This window comes from Merdimmobilis hominis (assembly GCF_016901855.1).
Classification (GTDB): domain Bacteria; phylum Bacillota; class Clostridia; order Oscillospirales; family Ruminococcaceae; genus Paludihabitans.
In genome coordinates this window covers 129,001-145,695 of record NZ_JACJKY010000005.1, presented here as the reverse complement: position 1 = coordinate 145,695, position 16,695 = coordinate 129,001, and the positions used below count along the sequence as shown (strand labels likewise).

At 50.2% G+C, this 16,695-nt stretch carries 16 protein-coding genes; 12 read left to right on the top strand and 4 right to left on the bottom strand.

The features are described 5' to 3' along the window. Positions 1–26 precede the first annotated feature (26 nt). Both H6A12_RS04740 and H6A12_RS04735 read right to left on the bottom strand, forming a co-directional pair. Positions 27–1,796, bottom strand: coding sequence for a cellulase N-terminal Ig-like domain-containing protein (locus H6A12_RS04740; RefSeq protein ID WP_204445335.1), 1,770 nt, complete (start codon positions 1,794–1,796; stop codon positions 27–29). 33 nt (positions 1,797–1,829) lie between these two features. Beyond that, positions 1,830–3,029, bottom strand: coding sequence for an MFS transporter (locus H6A12_RS04735; RefSeq protein WP_204445334.1), 1,200 nt, complete (start codon positions 3,027–3,029; stop codon positions 1,830–1,832). Positions 3,030–3,286: 257 nt separating this feature from the next. Here H6A12_RS04735 and H6A12_RS04730 point away from each other — a divergent pair, with 257 nt between their 5' ends. The 10 genes from H6A12_RS04730 (at position 3,287) to purD (ending at position 12,835) form a co-directional block, all read left to right on the top strand. Further along, a complete protein-coding gene (locus tag H6A12_RS04730) occupies positions 3,287–3,754 on the top strand; it encodes an NfeD family protein (RefSeq protein WP_204445331.1) in 468 nt (155 codons plus the stop codon). Between the two features lie 14 nt (positions 3,755–3,768). Continuing rightward, positions 3,769–4,710 carry an SPFH domain-containing protein gene (locus H6A12_RS04725; protein WP_204445329.1) on the top strand — a complete coding sequence of 314 codons (942 nt, stop codon included), beginning with the start codon at positions 3,769–3,771 and terminating at the stop codon, positions 4,708–4,710. 374 nt (positions 4,711–5,084) lie between these two features. After that, entirely contained in the window at positions 5,085–5,585 is a 501-nt protein-coding gene (gene purE / locus H6A12_RS04720) for a 5-(carboxyamino)imidazole ribonucleotide mutase (protein WP_204445327.1), read from the top strand. A gap of 65 nt (positions 5,586–5,650) precedes the next feature. Then, positions 5,651–6,361, top strand: a complete 711-nt coding sequence (gene purC / locus H6A12_RS04715; RefSeq protein WP_204445325.1) for a phosphoribosylaminoimidazolesuccinocarboxamide synthase — start codon at positions 5,651–5,653, stop codon at positions 6,359–6,361. 91 nt (positions 6,362–6,452) lie between these two features. Beyond that, positions 6,453–7,868 carry an amidophosphoribosyltransferase gene (locus H6A12_RS04710; RefSeq protein ID WP_204445323.1) on the top strand — a complete coding sequence of 472 codons (1,416 nt, stop codon included), beginning with the start codon at positions 6,453–6,455 and terminating at the stop codon, positions 7,866–7,868. A gap of 42 nt (positions 7,869–7,910) precedes the next feature. Continuing rightward, entirely contained in the window at positions 7,911–8,945 is a 1,035-nt protein-coding gene (purM, locus tag H6A12_RS04705; RefSeq protein WP_204445320.1) for a phosphoribosylformylglycinamidine cyclo-ligase, read from the top strand. Between the two features lie 11 nt (positions 8,946–8,956). Then, positions 8,957–9,586 carry a phosphoribosylglycinamide formyltransferase gene (gene purN / locus H6A12_RS04700; protein WP_204445318.1) on the top strand — a complete coding sequence of 210 codons (630 nt, stop codon included), beginning with the start codon at positions 8,957–8,959 and terminating at the stop codon, positions 9,584–9,586. Positions 9,587–9,606: 20 nt separating this feature from the next. Then, positions 9,607–10,320, top strand: coding sequence for an IMP cyclohydrolase (locus H6A12_RS04695; RefSeq protein WP_204445316.1), 714 nt, complete (start codon positions 9,607–9,609; stop codon positions 10,318–10,320). Continuing rightward, on the top strand, positions 10,283–11,530 hold the full coding sequence (locus tag H6A12_RS04690; RefSeq protein ID WP_345941225.1) for a phosphoribosylaminoimidazolecarboxamide formyltransferase: 1,248 nt from the start codon (positions 10,283–10,285) through the stop codon (positions 11,528–11,530). Before H6A12_RS04695 ends, H6A12_RS04690 begins: the two co-directional genes overlap by 38 nt. A gap of 21 nt (positions 11,531–11,551) precedes the next feature. Beyond that, the gene (gene purD / locus H6A12_RS04685; protein ID WP_204445312.1) at positions 11,552–12,835 is read left to right on the top strand and encodes a phosphoribosylamine--glycine ligase; all 1,284 of its coding nucleotides are present in this window, start codon (positions 11,552–11,554) and stop codon (positions 12,833–12,835) included. Between the two features lie 133 nt (positions 12,836–12,968). On the opposite strand, the gene H6A12_RS04680 is transcribed toward purD, so the two are convergent. Together H6A12_RS04680 and serC are read right to left on the bottom strand one after the other, a co-directional pair. Next, the gene (locus H6A12_RS04680; RefSeq protein ID WP_204445310.1) at positions 12,969–14,129 is read right to left on the bottom strand and encodes a phosphoglycerate dehydrogenase; all 1,161 of its coding nucleotides are present in this window, start codon (positions 14,127–14,129) and stop codon (positions 12,969–12,971) included. A 16-nt stretch (positions 14,130–14,145) separates the two neighbouring features. Then, positions 14,146–15,237 (bottom strand): 3-phosphoserine/phosphohydroxythreonine transaminase, encoded by a 1,092-nt coding sequence (gene serC / locus H6A12_RS04675; RefSeq protein WP_204445308.1) that lies wholly within the window; start codon positions 15,235–15,237, stop codon positions 14,146–14,148. 302 nt (positions 15,238–15,539) lie between these two features. Between serC and H6A12_RS04670 the strand changes: the two genes are divergently transcribed. Beyond that, complete coding sequence (locus H6A12_RS04670) at positions 15,540–16,259, top strand: M23 family metallopeptidase (RefSeq protein ID WP_204445306.1); 720 nt, start codon at positions 15,540–15,542, stop codon at positions 16,257–16,259. Positions 16,260–16,365: 106 nt separating this feature from the next. Beyond that, positions 16,366–16,677 (top strand): hypothetical protein, encoded by a 312-nt coding sequence (locus H6A12_RS04665; RefSeq protein ID WP_204445303.1) that lies wholly within the window; start codon positions 16,366–16,368, stop codon positions 16,675–16,677. Positions 16,678–16,695: the final 18 nt, after the last annotated feature.

Below are 16,695 nucleotides of genomic sequence, written 5' to 3'. Positions count from 1 at the left end.
TTCTATACGTAATGCAAGGAATATTCTCAGATTTTTTTTAAACACAGCGCATACATATACCATGTTGCGTGCGGAATCCACTGCTCTGCCCAGCGCCAGTTATCGATGACTTCGTCGGTCGGTTTGAAAACAAATTCAATGCCGTGTTCATCATGCAGGCCGCCGGTGATGCCGTTGACGATGCCGCCCGGACACTGGATAAAGTCGCGGCGGTCATATTCAAAGAAATAGTCGATGTTGTTTCTTCCTTCACCTTCAAGCATACAGCTGTCAAACGGATTTAAGCCCAGCACCCAGTTTATCTGGTCATCCGCATATTTTTTAAGCGCTGCGGCGAGTGCTTCGTCTGCTGTTTCCTGAGCAAGCGAACGTGCTGCCGATGCAAGCGATGCAATGCGCGCATTCTCGCCCTGCCACCACGGTGCAGTTTCGACATCATGCGGATAGAAGAACTGTGTCTTTTTCACACCGTCGCCGCCGATAACAAGCTGTCTTGCATAGCCGAACGGGTTTGCCACCTCGTTTGTAACAGCTACTTCATGACGCATCAGCCGCTCGCAGATGTCTAATACTTTCGCCTTCTTCTCCGAATCTCTGCAAATACGATAATAATCAAGCAGGTTCACCACCGGCATACCGGCATCTGCCGCATGGAAGAACGGACGGTCCGTATCATTGACACGCAGATAACCCATTGTGTCGTCAATCGCAACATAACGATCCATGATGCGGTCCGCCATCTGACCGGCACGGCGCAGATAATCAAACTCGCGGGTTGTCTTGTAAATTTCAATGAGTGCTTCGAGTGCGCAGTATTCGTCGAGCAGGTTCCATTTGCCGTCGTTTGCGTATTTCTCGTTGTTTGCTTCCAAGTATTCATACGACTCGATTGCGGCGTTTAAATATTCCTCTTTTGTATAATCGCTCGGGAATGCGGTGCGTGCCGCATATGCAAGTGCTGCAATCGCATAGCCGCCGCCCGAACGGAACGAGGTTTCATAGTCATAATCGGTGACTTCGTTATAATCACCCCATGCACCGCCGCCTTTGCGTTTGGTCGGGTTTCTGAACGAGCAGGAGATCACACGCATTTTCGAAACCGGGCCGTATGCGTCCATGGTGCGGCTTTTGGAACGGAAAAAGCTCTTAGACGGTGCGCGCATCCGCATCATAAAGTCAGCACCGTACATGCCCTCTTCCAAAATGCGGCGTTTGAGCATGGTGTAGTACGGATACTCTGCCTTTTCGAGCAGATCGTTCATTTTAAAGAACGCATATGCGGAAAACGCTGCCTGCTGCGGGTTAAAGTAGTTCGTGTGGCAAAGGTGGGACAGATGTACGCCATAGTCACCCGTTGCATCATACCAGCCGCCGTGCACATCATGTGTACCTGTACGGTTTCCGACAAAGCGAAGACGCTTGTCGATCGCTTCATATTCGCCGGTCGAGCGCTGTGCTTTAAAATAATAGCCCACTGCCGAAAGAGTGCTCACCTCGAGCAGATTTTTGGCAATCTGAAACGGATAGGAACGAGCGGTTTTGCCTGCATCGTCCGTCACAGTGAGATAATAGGTGCCCTCTTCCTGCACGTCATCAAACCGCATCGTATAATAATAGCCTGTTTCCCAGCGATCGACTTCGCCGCATTCCGCAAGCGTTCCGGTAAACACCGGGGTATCTGTTTTGTCGCAGACAACGGAGAACGAAACGGGTGTTTCCTTGTCTTTGCGGCGGTAAACGGCCTGTTTGGTATCACCGCTGTCATAGCCGATATGGTTTGTAAAAATCTGTGTCATGCTGCTTCCTCCCTGAAAAAATTCTCAACCGCATCATGCGGAAATCATGCTCTTCTGCTCTGCGGATTCATGCTGTTTTTGCAGCCGCGCATACGAAACGGCAAACAGAACAACACCCAGTGTAATCAACACGCCGTTTGCAATCAGCACCGGCTGTACACCGAACCGATCCGCCAGCACACCGCCGATCGGTGTGAAAATAATACGTGAAAACAGTATGCCCAAAATGCCGTTTAACGACTGTGTCGTCGCGCGCATTTCCTTGGGGACATTGTCATTGATAAACTTGATTAAGCTATAGCTGAAGCCGACAAAACCGCAGCCGTTTAACATATTGATGGCAAGCACCATCCAGTGCGCTGTGGCGAATGCCAGCGTAAACCAACGAAACGCCGTTGCAATGCCTGCAAACAGCAACAGATTGCGCGTACCGAACCGCTTTTGAAGCTTTGCGGCAAACCAGAAAAACGGAATCTCTGCCAATGCGCTGAACATCGACAGCATGCCGACCATTCCCGAGGATGCACCGAGCTCTTCCTGAAAATAAATCGAATAAAACTGATAATAAAATGCTGTGCCGATATAATAGACGATATTAAACAAAAACATGCTCACAAGCATTTTGTTTTTTAAGATCACAGAATATTTGACTTTCTGGTGTTTTTGGCGGTGACCGGCAATATTCGGCGACGTGAAATAAAGCACCGCAGTGGACAAAAACAAAAGCGCCATCATCCAGAAAATCTGGCCGTAGTTTGTGCCGATGATGAATCCGACGAGCAGCGAGCACACCGCATAGCCGACGGTCCCACCTAACCGAAGCTGTCCGAAGTCCCAGCGGCTGTGTTCCAAAAGTTCAAGCGTGTAGTTGTCCTGCAAGGTGACTGCTGGATTGAAAAACACGTTAAAGAACACGACACAGAACGAAAGCCACAGCGCCGCCTGCATTGCATAAAACGAGAGAAGCGCAATCGCACTGACAATTAAAAGCATCGCAATGATCCGGTTTTTGCTCTTGGACTTGTCACTTAAAACGCCCCAGAGCGGCTGAATCAGCACCAGCACGAGTGTCGAAAACGAACTCAAAAAGCCGATCTGGTCCATCTGCATACCGTGATTGTACAAAAACAGGTTCAAAAACGTGTTGTACATCGCCTGCCCGGCATAAAACAGCACATAGATCATAAACATACGAACGGGAAACATCTCCCAGCTCTGTTCTGACTCTGACACGCATCTCTCTCCTTCCATCACGTATTGTTTTTTCTGACAAAAACAGCGTATCACGATTCCGTTTATTTGTCAATGATTTTTTGTTAGGAAACTTAACTTAATTTATTTTCGTGTGAATTTTTTATAAACAAACGTCTTGTTTGACGCTTTTTTGCCAATCTGTCAAAAGAAATGAAAAATCAATTCAAAAAACGATTGCCACCAAAAAACAGATGTGCTATGATACGAGTAAGAACAAAGGCAAGGAGGCGTTTTGAATGGAAATTTGGCATCTGATTCTCTGGGCAGTGTTGACCGTGGTGCTCATCGTCGTGGAGCTGGTCACCGTTGAACTGGTCGCTGTGTGGTTTGCCGCCGGCTCACTGGCCGCATGCATCACCACGCTGGCAGGCGGTTCTTTGTGGGTACAGCTGATCGTATTCTTAGCAGTATCCGTTCTTCTGCTGATTGCCACACGTCCGATCGTGCGTTCGATTCTCAAAAACCGTACCCCGGTTGCAACGAATGCGGACAGCTTGATCGGTACGGTTTGCGTGGTCAAAGAAACGATCAACAACGTCGAGGACACCGGACGCGTGTTTGCAGACGGGCTGATGTGGACAGCCAGAAGCGCTGACGGCACGGTGATCCCTGCCGAAACGCACTGTATCGTAGAATCAATCGCCGGGGTGAAACTGATTGTGCGCCCCGCCGCCCATTCCTCTGAACCGTCAGAGCAAGCTTGAAAGGAGTGTTTTTTATGCCAATCGGACTGTACATTTTCTTAGGTCTTATCATTCTTTTGCTCATCATCCTTGTTTCCCGCATCAAAGTCGTTCCGCAGTCGCAGGTGTATGTCATCGAGCGCATCGGCAGTTATCATCAGACCTGGAACACCGGTCTTCACTTCCTTGTGCCGTTTATTGACCGGATTGCAAAACGCGTTTCCTTAAAAGAGCACGTTGTCGACTTTAAACCGCAGCCGGTGATTACAAAGGATAACGTCACCATGCAGATTGACACCGTCGTGTTCTATCAGATCACGGACGCAAAGCTGTTTACATACGGTGTCAATAACCCATTGATGGCTATCGAGAACCTGACAGCAACCACGCTTCGTAACATCGTCGGCGAACTGGAGCTTGACGCAACACTCACCTCGCGCGACACAGTAAACACCAAAATCACCTCGATTCTCGACCTTGCATCCGACAAATGGGGCATCAAAGTAAACCGCGTGGAGCTTAAGAACATTCTGCCGCCGCGTGAGATTCAGGACGCAATGGAGCGCCAGATGAAAGCAGAGCGCGAACGCCGCGAAAGCATTCTGCGTGCAGAGGGCGAAAAACGCTCGCAGATTCTTGTGGCAGAGGGCGAAAAAGCGTCGCAGATTCTGCGTGCAGAGGCTGTCAAGGAAGCAACCATTTTGCAGGCAGACGCTGTTCGTGAAAAGAAAATCCGCGAAGCAGAAGGTGAAGCACAGGCAATCCGTGCCGTGCAGGAAGCATATGCAGACAGCTTAAAGCTGTTGACCCAGGCAGACCCGAGCCAGAAAGTTTTGGCACTCAAGAGCCTCGACGCATTTGCAAAAGCAGCCGACGGAAAAGCGACAAAGATCATCATTCCCTCGGAAATTCAAAGCCTCGCAGGGCTGACTGCAAGCGTAAAAGAGCTGTTTACAGACGCAGCACCAAACGAATAAATCACTGCACCGCACAGGAAAACACCCTGTGCGGTGTCTTTTGTTTTTTGGCAAAATGAACAGTTATCCGCGCATTTAAAAGGTGCAAATTTTATGTTTGCCCTCTTGTTTTCGACGCGCTTTTTCGATAAAATAAGATAGTAGCATATGATTTCGAATGAAAGGAGTCTGCCTGATGCAAAAGAAGCGAAACCCGGGCGGTTTGCCGCATGGTTATTCTTTGGGTATGGTGTACCTGTGTACATGCACAGCGGATTCCTGCAACCATTTTGATGGGATTCGTGCATTCGGTTAACGAAAAAAGGCTGCGGACTTTCCGCGGCCTTTTTTGTTTTTTCTATGCATACCCACTTTTTTAAAGGAGTGTTTTTTCTATGTCCGCTGCAAAAAAAGTAGCTGTCATCATGGGAAGCGACAGCGATCTGCCTGTTGTTTCGCCTGCAATCCGCGAACTCAAACGCTTTGGCATCGAGGTGGAGGCGCACGTCATGTCTGCGCACCGCACACCTGAAGAAGCCGCTGCTTTTTCGCACAATGCAAAAGAAAACGGCTTTGGTGTGATCATCGCCGCTGCCGGAAAAGCTGCACACTTAGCCGGCGTTTTAGCTGCACACACCACCCTGCCGGTCATCGGCATTCCGGTCAAATCGTCCACACTTGACGGCTTGGATGCTCTGCTTTCGACCGTACAGATGCCTGCCGGTATTCCGGTTGCAACTGTCGCAATCGACGGTGCGAAAAACGCAGCGCTTTTGGCTGTACAGATGCTCGCATTGTCGGACGACCATCTTGCCGACGCACTTGCCGAAATGAAACAGCAGATGGCAGACGAAGTCCGCAAAAAAGACAGCGCACTCGATGTAAGCGAGATTTAATCATTCCGCTCATTTTTTAAACTGGGATTTGTCCCGTTTTGTGATTTTAAAGGAGGAACCATCCAATGGAAAAACGTGAACTGCTCTACGAAGGAAAAGCAAAAAAAGTATTCAAAACCGATGACGAGAACGCATATATCGTCGATTACAAAGACGATGCAACCGCTTTAAACGGCCTCAAAAAAGGTACCATCCATGACAAAGGCATCATCAACAACCGTGTTACCAACCATCTGATGAAACTGCTCGAGAAAAACGGCGTGCCGACCCACCTGATCAAAGAACTTTCCGACCGTGAAACACTCGTAAAAAAAGTAACTATCGTTCCGCTCGAAGTCATTGTCAGAAACGTTGCAGCAGGCTCCCTCGCAAAACGCCTTGGTCTGCCGGAGGGCACTGTGCTGTCGAAAACCGTGCTCGAATACTGCTATAAAGACGACGCTCTGGGCGATCCGATGGTCAACGAATACCACATCATGGCAATGAACTTCTGCACAAAAGAAGAACTCGACCTGATCGCTTCCTATGCTTTAAAAATCAACGAGATCCTGACGGACTATTTAAAAGACGTCAACATCTCCCTCATCGACTTCAAACTCGAATTCGGCAAAACAGCAGACGGCACCATCGTTTTGGCTGACGAGATCTCGCCGGATACCTGCCGTTTCTGGGATACTGTCACTCACGAAAAACTCGACAAAGACCGCTTCCGCAGAGATATGGGCGGCGAAGAGGACGCATACAAAGAAATCCTCGCACGTCTGCTCGGCGAATAATCTCTCTTTTTCCCGCAACCTTTTTGCTGTCCCGTACCTTTCGTGCGGGACAGGTTGATTCTATCGTGATTTTTATTTGAAGGAGTGTACTATGGGCGGTATTTTTGGCGCGGTATCAAAAAAAGACTGTGTGATGGACTTATTCTTCGGCACAGACTATCATTCACATTTGGGCACAAGACGCGGCGGTATGGCGGTCTATTCGGAGGAAACCGGCATTTCCCGTGCCATCCATAACATCGAAAATTCCCCGTTTCGCACAAAGTTTGAGCGTGACGTCAACGAAATGAGCGGCAACATGGGCATTGGCTGCATCAGCGACATGGACCCGCAGCCGCTGATTGTCCGCTCGCACCTGGGCACCTATGCGATCACAACCGTTGGACGCATCAACAACGAACAGACCCTTACAACGCTTTGTTTTGAACGCGGAAAATCGCATTTTCTTGAGATGAGCGGCGGACACATCAACTCCACCGAGCTCACTGCGGCGCTCATCAACCAGAAAAACACGATTGAAGAAGGCATCCGTTATGCGCAGGAGATGATTGACGGCTCGATGACGCTGATGCTTTTGACGAAAACCGGCATCTATGCGGCACGCGACCGCATGGGCCGCACCCCGCTGGTTCTCGGTCAAAAAGAAGACGGTTACTGCCTGTCGTTTGAGTCGTTTGCATATTTAAACCTCGGCTATCACACACTGCGTGAGCTTGGCCCGGGCGAGATTGTGCACGTAACGCCAAACGGTGTCGAGCAGCTGCGTGCGCCGGACAAAAAAATGAAAATCTGTGCGTTTTTATGGACGTACTACGGCTACCCGACTTCGTGCTATGAGGGCGTAAACGTCGAGCGCATGCGCTATGACTGCGGCCGGATTCTGGCAAAGCACGACGGTATGAAACCGGGCGATCTTGACTATGTGGCAGGTGTTCCGGACTCGGGTACAGCACACGCCATCGGCTATGCGAACGAATCGGGTATTCCGTTTGCCCGTCCGTTCATCAAATACACCCCAACATGGCCCAGAAGCTTTATGCCGCAGAATCAATCGATGCGCAACCTTGTCGCACACATGAAACTGATTCCGGTCGACTCTTTAATCCGCGGCAAACGTCTCTTGTTCATCGATGACTCCATCGTGCGCGGTACGCAGATGGGTGAAACCGTTTCGTTCTTATATGAAAGCGGCGCGAAAGAGGTGCACATCCGTCCGGCATGTCCGCCGATTCTGTACGGCTGCAAATATTTAAACTTCTCGCGTTCGACAAGCGAGATGGATCTGATTGCGCGCCGTGCAATCAAAGAACTTGAAGGCACTGCCGACAACTCGGTCATCGCACCGTACACCGACTATACAACCGACAAATATTCGCAGATGGTCGACTGGATCGCGAAAAAATTGAACTTCACCTCGCTTCATTTCCAGACACTCGACGATATGCTCGAGTCTTTGGGTCTTGACAAAGACTGCATCTGCACCTATTGCTGGACAGGCGAAGAATAAACAAAAAAAGACGGGAATTTCCCGCAGAAAGGACGTTTCCTTATGAAAAGCTTCAGCGAAAGCTATAAAGAAGCCGGCGTTGACGTAACCGCCGGTTACAAAGCAGTGGAACTGATGAAAGAACACGTCAAAAAAACAACGATTCCGGGTGTTGTATCCGGCATCGGCGGATTCGGCGGACTGTTCGCGCCCGATCTTTCGGGAATCAAAAACCCGGTGCTCGTTTCGGGCACGGACGGCGTCGGCACCAAACTCGTGGCGGCAATGCTTCTTGACAAGCACGACACCATCGGCATCGACTGCGTTGCAATGTGTGTAAACGATGTCGTCTGCTGCGGCGCAAAACCGCTGTTCTTCTTGGACTATATTGCATGCGGCAAAAATATTCCGGAGAAAATCGCTTCGATCGTCAAAGGCGTTGCAGACGGCTGTGTAGAATCCGGCTGTGCACTGATCGGCGGCGAAACCGCAGAGCATCCGGGCGTCATGCCGGACGAGGAATATGACCTCGCCGGCTTCACCGTCGGCATCGTCGACCGTGACAAAATCATCGACGGTTCCCGTATGGAGCCGGGCGATGTGCTCATTGGCATCGCTTCTTCGGGTGTGCACTCGAACGGTTTCTCGCTCGTTCGCAAGGTGTTCGGTCTGACGAAAGAAAAACTCGAAACCTACTATGAAGAGCTCGGCACCACACTGGGCGAAGCACTGCTCGCACCGACCAGACTGTATGTAAAACCGGTGCTCAACGCCATCGAAAAAGCAGACGTCAAAGCCATCTCCCACATCACCGGCGGCGGTTTTTATGAGAACATTCCGCGTATGATGAAAGAGGGCTGCACTGCAAAAGTGAACCGTGCAGCTGTTCCGGTTCTGCCGATCTTTGAACTCATCGCAAAAACAGGAAATATTCCACAGCGCGATATGTTCAACACCTTCAACATGGGTGTCGGCATGATTATGGCTGTTTCCAAAGAAACCGCAGACGACGCGATCCGCGCACTGACCGAGTCGGGCGAAACCGCATTCGTTTTAGGCGAAGTCATCGAAGGCGACGAAGGCGTCATCATCGAATAAGAGGGCATCCTATGAAAAAGATTGTGGTACTTGTTTCAGGCGGCGGCACCAACTTACAGGCGCTCATTGACGCAGAACGCGCAGGCGAGATCAAAAACGGCAAAATCACCTGTGTCATTGCGTCCCGTCCCGACGCTTACGCGCTGACCCGTGCACAGAACGCAGGCATTCACACACGCGTAATCGAGAGAAAACAGTTTGAAAACGCAAAAACGTTCAGCGAAGCACTGCTTGCGGCATTAAACGAAGAACAGGCGGATCTCGTGGTCTATGCAGGATTTATGACAATCGTTGACCGATTGGTATCCGATGTATACAAAAACCGGATGATCAACGTCCATCCGGCGCTCATTCCGAGCTTCTGCGGCAAAGGCTTTTACGGCCTGCACGTGCATGAAGCCGCACTCAAAAAAGGCGTGAAACTCACCGGTGCGACCGCCCATTTTGTCAACGAAGTCTGCGACGGCGGCCCGATCATCCTGCAAAAAGCGGTCGAGGTCTGTTCAAACGACACGCCGGAAACACTCCAGCGCCGTGTCATGGAGGAAGCCGAATGGAAGATCCTCCCGAAAGCCGTTTCGCTGTTCTGCGAAGACAAAATCACCGTAACCGACGACGGCATCGCCGTCATTCACCAATAAACCGAAGGAGGATGTTTCCCATGTGCTATGATTTGACTGCTCTGCTTTCCGAAAACACCTACCCGGGCCGCGGCATCGTCATCGGCAAAACAGCCGACGGCAAACACGCTGCCATCGCTTACTTCATCATGGGCAGAAGCGAAAACTCGAGAAACCGTATTTTTGAAGAAAACGAGGACTGCGGCATCCGCACCCGTGCATATGATGAGTCGAAACTCGTCGACCCGTCGCTGATTATCTACTCCCCGGTCCGCAAACTGGGCGACGATTTGATCGTCACAAACGGCGACCAGACCGACACCGTTTACGATTTCATCAAAGAAGGCAAAACATTTGAAGATGCACTGCGCACCCGCACCTTTGAGCCGGACGCTCCGAACTTCACCCCGCGTATTTCCGGTATTGCGACCGTTAAAGACGGCGATTTTTCGTACAAGCTCTCGATCTTGAAGAGCGATGACGGAAACGATGCATCGGTACAGCGTTTCTTCTATGAATACGCTCAGCCGGTCGCAGGCAAAGGTCACTTCATCCACACCTACCGCTGCGACGGCAACCCGATTCCGAGCTTTTCGGGCGATCCGGAGCCGGTCGAGATTCCGAATGATCTTGGCGTATTTACCGCAATGATCTGGAAATCACTCAATGAGCAGAACAAAGTGAGCCTGTTCACCCGGTTTATCGATCTCACCACCGGTGAATACGAGACCCGCATCATCAACAAACACGAATAATTGCAATTTCTGCAAGGAGGCGTTTTTTAATATGGCAAACGAACTCGCACTCAAATACGGCTGTAACCCGAATCAGAAACCATCCCGTATTTTCATGAAAGACGGCGCGGAACTGCCGATCACCGTTCTGTCCGGCCGCCCGGGATACATCAACTTCCTCGATGCATTCAACAGCTGGCAGCTTGTCAAAGAATTAAAAGAAGCAACCGGTCTGCCGGCTGCCGCTTCGTTTAAACACGTAAGCCCGGCAGGTGCCGCAGTCGGTCTGCCGCTGTCCGACGTTCTGCGCAAAATCTATTTTGTCGACGATGCAGAGCTCTCCCCGCTCGCTTGCGCATATGCAAGAGCACGCGGCGCTGACCGTATGTCGTCCTACGGCGATTTCATCGCGCTGTCCGACTGCTGCGACGCAGCGACCGCAAAACTGATTGCACGCGAAGTGTCCGACGGTGTCATTGCTCCGGATTACTCCGACGAAGCACTCGAGATCTTAAAATCGAAACGCAAAGGCAATTATAACGTCATCAAAATCGACCCGAATTACAAACCGGCGCCGATCGAGCACAAAGACGTGTTCGGCATCACATTTGAGCAGGGCAGAAACGAGCTCTTGGTCAACGAGGAACTGCTCGCAAATGTCATCACCGAGAACAAAGAAATTCCGGCAGACGCAAAACGCGACCTCATCATCTCGCTCATCGCGTTAAAATACACCCAGTCGAACTCTGTCTGCTATGTCAAAGACGGTCAGGCAATCGGCATCGGTGCCGGCCAGCAGTCGAGAATTCACTGCACCCGTTTGGCAGGAAACAAAGCGGACATCTGGTGGCTGCGTCAGCACGAAAAAGTGCTGAATCTGCCGTTTAAAGAGGGCATCCGCCGCGCTGACCGCGACAACGCAATCGACGTGTACATCAGCGACGATTACGAGGATGTCATCGGCGACGACGTCTGGGCAGAAACCTTCACTGAGCAGCCGGCACCACTCACCCGCGAGGAAAAACGTGCATGGCTCGATAAACTCACCGGTGTTGCACTCGGTTCGGACGCATTCTTCCCGTTCGGCGACAACATCGAGCGCGCACACAGAAGCGGTGTTTCCTACATCGCACAGCCGGGCGGCTCCATCCGTGACGACCATGTCATCGACACCTGCAATAAATACAACATCGCGATGGCATTCACAGGCATTCGTCTGTTCCATCATTGATCGAAAAGGAGGAACTTCTCCATGAACGTATTAGTGGTAGGCGGCGGCGGACGCGAACACGCCATCATTAAAAAACTCAAAGAGAGCAAAAAACAGCCGACCATCTTTGCGGCACCGGGCAACGGCGGCATTGCTGCTGACGCAGTATGCGTGCCGGTCAAAGCAACCGACATCGACGGCATGGTCGCTTATGCAAAGGAAAATGCCATCGATTTCTGCGTGGTTGCACCGGATGATCCGCTGGTACTCGGCATGGTAGACGCCATGGAAGCGGCAGGCATCCGCTGCTTCGGTCCGAACAAAAACGCAGCAATTTTGGAAGGCAGCAAGGTCTTTTCGAAAGATCTGATGAAAAAATACAAGATCCCGACCGCAGAATACGAAGTATTTACCGACCCGAATGAAGCAATCCGCTATATTGAGGAATCGAACACGTTCCCGGCTGTCATCAAAGCGGACGGCTTGGCGCTCGGCAAAGGCGTTATCATCGCGGAAACAAAGGAACAGGCAATCGACGGCATCCGCTCCATCATGGAAGACAAAATCTTCGGCAAAAGCGGCAACCAGATCGTCATTGAAGAATTCCTGACCGGTCCGGAGGTGTCCGTGCTGTCGTTCACCGATTCGCACACCCTTGTGCCGATGGTTTCGTCGATGGATCACAAGCGTGCACTCGACAACAACAAGGGATTAAACACCGGCGGCATGGGTACGATTGCACCGAACCCGTATTACACCAAAGAAGTCGCAGAAGAGTGCATGAACACAATCTTCCTGCCGACCATGAACGCAATGAACGCAGAGGGCCGTCCGTTCAAAGGTGTCATCTACTTCGGTTTGATGCTCACACCGAAAGGCCCGAAAGTGATCGAGTATAACTGCCGGTTCGGCGATCCGGAAACCCAGGTCGTGCTCCCGCTGTTAGAGAGCGATCTGCTCGAAATCTTTGAAGCATGCGCAGACGAGCGTTTAGCTGACGTCGACGTGAAATTCAAAGACGGTGCGGCAGCATGTGTCATGATTGCATCGGGCGGCTATCCGGTCAAATATGAATCGGGCAAAGCAATCTCCGGTCTTGATGAAAACGGCCAGATGGCTGGTGCCGTCGTATACCATTCGGGCACAAAGCTTGAAAACGGTACATTTTACACCGCAGGCGGCCGTGTACTCGGCATTTCTGCCTGCGGCGATACGCTCAAAGAGGCACTGAACACGTCCTACGATGCCGTTTCCCGCATTTCGTTTGAAAAAATGCACTATCGCACCGATATCGGCGCAGCAGCACTTGCAGCAGACAAGCACTGATTCTATTATGCAAATTTTATTTGCATCATTTTCGTCAAACGAACATACAATAGAATAAACGAAATCCTCCCTTCGTCTGCAATCTCCTTGCAGCGGAGGGAGGATTTTTTTGATCGGAGTGAATTTTTTAAAATTACTGAATCACAAGCACGCGGATGACGCCGTCGATTGCCTGGATTGCTTCCACAATGTCATTCGAAACAGCACCGTCCACATCGAGCATTGTGTATGCATAATCGCCTTTTGATTTGTTCAACATATTCTCGATGTTTAATGCACTCAGTGCGGTCGAAATCTGCGAAATGATCGTTTTCACGTTTTTGTGGATGATGCAGACACGGTCGAGATTCGTTTTCGGCATCGACGCATTCGGCAGGTTCACGCTGTTTTTGATGTTGCCGTTTTCCAAGAAATCAATCAGCTCAAGTGCCGCCATACGTGCACAGTTATCTTCGGATTCCGGTGTCGATGCACCCAAATGCGGGAATGCGACAACGCCCGGATGATCGAGCATTTCGTCTGTCGGGAAGTCGGTTAAGTACACCTTCACCTGACGCTCGTCGAGCGCTTCGAGCAGATCGGCTGTTTCAACCAGCTCGCCGCGTGCAAAGTTCAAAATCCGCACACCCGGTTTCATCATTTTAATGGACGATGCATTGATGCATCCCTTTGTTTCTTTTGTTGCCGGGACATGCAGTGTGATGTAATCGCAGTTTTCATAAATTTCTTTTAAAGAATTCGCATGAATAACGCTCTGCGAAAGTCCCCATGCGCCGTCAACGCTGATATACGGGTCATAGCCGTATACGGTCATACCGAGCGCCTGCGCTGCATTTGCAACGAGAATACCGATGGCACCCAAGCCGATGACACCGAGTTTCTTGCCCATGATTTCAGGACCTGCAAACTGGGATTTGCCTTTTTCCACGAGCTTTGTGACCTCGGCGCCGTTTCCTTTTAACGTTTTGACCCAGTCCATGGAAGCCGCAACTTTCCGCGATGCCATCAAAAGCGCCATAATCACCATCTCTTTGACGGCATTTGCATTCGCACCCGGCGTGTTGAACACGACGATGCCCTGCTCGCTGCATTTATCAACCGGAATGTTGTTGACGCCTGCGCCTGCACGTGCAATCGCTTTGAGCGAAGCCGGAAATTCCATCTCGTGCAGTGCTGCCGAACGTACCATAATGGCATCCGGCTCGTTCATTTCGTCGCCCCATGTATACTTGGTGCGGTCAAAATTATCAAGACCCGCAGGCGAGATTTTATTCATTGTCTGAATCTGAAACATCAGTGAACACTCCTTTTCATGCATTTTTGTGCGCTTCTTCAAATTCGCGCATAAATGCCACCAATTTCTCGACGCCCTCGATCGGCATTGCGTTATAGATGGATGCACGCATACCGCCGACACTGCGGTGACCTTTCAGGTTTACAAAGCCGCGTTTCGTTGCCTCAGCGATAAACTCTTTGTCGAGTGCTTCGTCGCCGGTCACAAACGGCACGTTCATCATCGAACGGGAATCCTTTTCGACCGTTCCTTTAAACAACGCGGATTCATCGAGGAAATCATAGAGAATTGCCGCTTTTTTCTCGTTTAATTCTTTCATTTTTTCGAGTCCGCCAACCTCGTTTTCGATCCAGTCGAGCACGAGTTTTGCAATATAGATTGCATACGTCGGCGGTGTATTGAACATCGAATCGTTGTCTGCATGGGTTTTGTAGTTAAACATAGTCGGCGTTTTTTCCATTGCATTGCCAATCAGATCCTCGCGGATGATCACAACGGTCAGACCTGCCGGACCCATGTTTTTCTGTGCGCCGGCATACAGCATGCCGAATTTTTTAACGTCAATCGATTCGGACAGAATGCAGGAACTGATATCCGCAATCAGCGGCACATCGCCGGTATCCGGCAGTTCTTTGAAGGTTGTGCCGTAGATCGTGTTGTTCATGCAGATATGGAAATAGTCCGCGTCTTTGTCAAACGTCGACGGGTCAAGTTTCGGAATATACGAAAACGTGCGGTCTGCCGAAGATGCAACCACATTTGCCGTACCATAACGAGCGGCTTCCGCATATGCTTTTTTTGCCCACTGACCGGTGATGACAAAATCCGCTTTGTTGTTTTTGTTCATGAGATTTAACGGAATCATCGCAAACTGAGACGATGCACCGCCCTGCAAAAAGAGCACTTTATAGTTATCCGGAATATTCATCACGCGGCGCAAAGAGGCTTCACATGACTTGATGATTTCATCATATACTTTTGAGCGGTGCGACATTTCCATAACGGACTGGCCGCTGCCGTTATAATCAAGCATCTCAGCTGCTGCTTTTTTCAAGACCGATTCAGGCAGAACCGACGGGCCTGCGCTGAAGTTAAACACTCTGCTCATGTGATAGTAACCCCTTTTCTGCATCACAGTGCATTCGCTTTTATACTGCACTGCTTTAAATTATGTGTACTTTATATTATAGGATTTTATGACGAAAAGGTCAATAGTTTTTCTGATAATTTATAAATAAATTATAAATTTTCGTTGGCAATATTCCTTGCAAACAGATGCATGGATAAAATGATTGATTCTTCCAAAAGAAAGACGGCATAAAGAGAAGAAATTGCGGCAACACTAACCGTGAAGAACGATGACGGCTGTCTGCCGTTTCTTTTTGATAAAAAAGCAGGAGGAAGTTTCTCATGAAAAAATTGCAGTTTAGTCAGAAAAGCCGCCGAATCGGCTCAAAAGGATTTTATATCGCGCTTGCAGTCAGTCTTTTGGCAATCGGCGGTGCCGCTTGGCTCGGCATCACTGCCGCGATGCAGAAGTTAGAGGTCAAAGAACCGGAAATCTCATCGCCTTTGCAGGTGGAACAGGAAGAGGAAATCACCTTTCCGCCCGAAACCGATGTAAATACCGAACCGTCTGATGTCGAAACCGAGGCACCGGAAGAAAACGAGCCGACCAACACAGCGCCGGAAGAACCGACGCTGTTAAAAGGATATGCGATGCCGCTTTCGGGTACCGTGCTCACCGCATTCAGCGGCGATGAGGTCATCAAATCGAAAACACTCGGCGACTGGATGATGCATACGGGCACCGATCTGGCAGCACCGCTCGACACACCGGTCAAAGCCGTTGCAAGCGGAAAAGTCACCGAAGTAAAAACCGACGATATGTGGGGCAACACCGTCACGATCACACATGAAAACGGTGTCGAAAGCTACTATGCGAACTTAAACGATGCCGTGCGCGTCACAGTCGGCCAGACCGTCAAACTCGGTGATGTAATCGGCACTGTCGGCGAAAGCGCAGAAATTGAGAGCGCAGAGGAAACCCATCTCCATTTCGGCATCAAACAAGACGGCGAATGGGTCGATCCGGTCAGCTTTATTGAGCAGCAGTCTGCCGAAAAATAAGCATCGTTGACTTTTTGTAAAAAACCGATATAATGAAAGATAAGAGGGCGCAGAGCCAGACGGCTTTGCGCCTTTTGTGTCAGAATCCATGAAAAGAGGTATTTGTATGAATCCTGCAGAGCAATCCCTCACAAACTGGCTGTGCCAGAAAACAACCGAAGCCGAAGCGCTGCTTTCGGCCGACTTTTCCCGTATGAAAGGCCAGATCACCAAGCTCGGCGGTGTAAAATATTTAAAGAACCTGCTGTCCCGCGGCATTGCAAGCGACAGCTTTTTGCCGCTTTCGCAGAAAAACCGGCTTGATCTTTCGCCGGAAGCCGCTGTGGTAAATGCACAGTTCGCCGCACTGTTTGAAGACGACGAGGCAAACGAATGCTTTGACCGGCTGTGTGACGCCGGATTTTATAACCACCGTTAAACGGCCAAACATCAAACG

Excerpts from the sequence above, each read along its gene's own strand:
- H6A12_RS04740 (WP_204445335.1), bottom strand. The coding sequence starts at position 1,796 with ATGACACAGATTTTTACAAACCATATCGGCTATGACAGCGGTGATACC.
- H6A12_RS04730 (WP_204445331.1), top strand. The coding sequence starts at position 3,287 with ATGGAAATTTGGCATCTGATTCTCTGGGCAGTGTTGACCGTGGTGCTC.
- H6A12_RS04725 (WP_204445329.1), top strand. The coding sequence starts at position 3,769 with ATGCCAATCGGACTGTACATTTTCTTAGGTCTTATCATTCTTTTGCTC.
- purE (WP_204445327.1), top strand. The coding sequence starts at position 5,085 with ATGTCCGCTGCAAAAAAAGTAGCTGTCATCATGGGAAGCGACAGCGAT.
- purC (WP_204445325.1), top strand. The coding sequence starts at position 5,651 with ATGGAAAAACGTGAACTGCTCTACGAAGGAAAAGCAAAAAAAGTATTC.
- H6A12_RS04710 (WP_204445323.1), top strand. The coding sequence starts at position 6,453 with ATGGGCGGTATTTTTGGCGCGGTATCAAAAAAAGACTGTGTGATGGAC.
- purM (WP_204445320.1), top strand. The coding sequence starts at position 7,911 with ATGAAAAGCTTCAGCGAAAGCTATAAAGAAGCCGGCGTTGACGTAACC.
- purN (WP_204445318.1), top strand. The coding sequence starts at position 8,957 with ATGAAAAAGATTGTGGTACTTGTTTCAGGCGGCGGCACCAACTTACAG.
- H6A12_RS04695 (WP_204445316.1), top strand. The coding sequence starts at position 9,607 with ATGTGCTATGATTTGACTGCTCTGCTTTCCGAAAACACCTACCCGGGC.
- purD (WP_204445312.1), top strand. The coding sequence starts at position 11,552 with ATGAACGTATTAGTGGTAGGCGGCGGCGGACGCGAACACGCCATCATT.
- H6A12_RS04680 (WP_204445310.1), bottom strand. The coding sequence starts at position 14,129 with ATGTTTCAGATTCAGACAATGAATAAAATCTCGCCTGCGGGTCTTGAT.
- serC (WP_204445308.1), bottom strand. The coding sequence starts at position 15,237 with ATGAGCAGAGTGTTTAACTTCAGCGCAGGCCCGTCGGTTCTGCCTGAA.
- H6A12_RS04670 (WP_204445306.1), top strand. The coding sequence starts at position 15,540 with ATGAAAAAATTGCAGTTTAGTCAGAAAAGCCGCCGAATCGGCTCAAAA.
- H6A12_RS04665 (WP_204445303.1), top strand. The coding sequence starts at position 16,366 with ATGAATCCTGCAGAGCAATCCCTCACAAACTGGCTGTGCCAGAAAACA.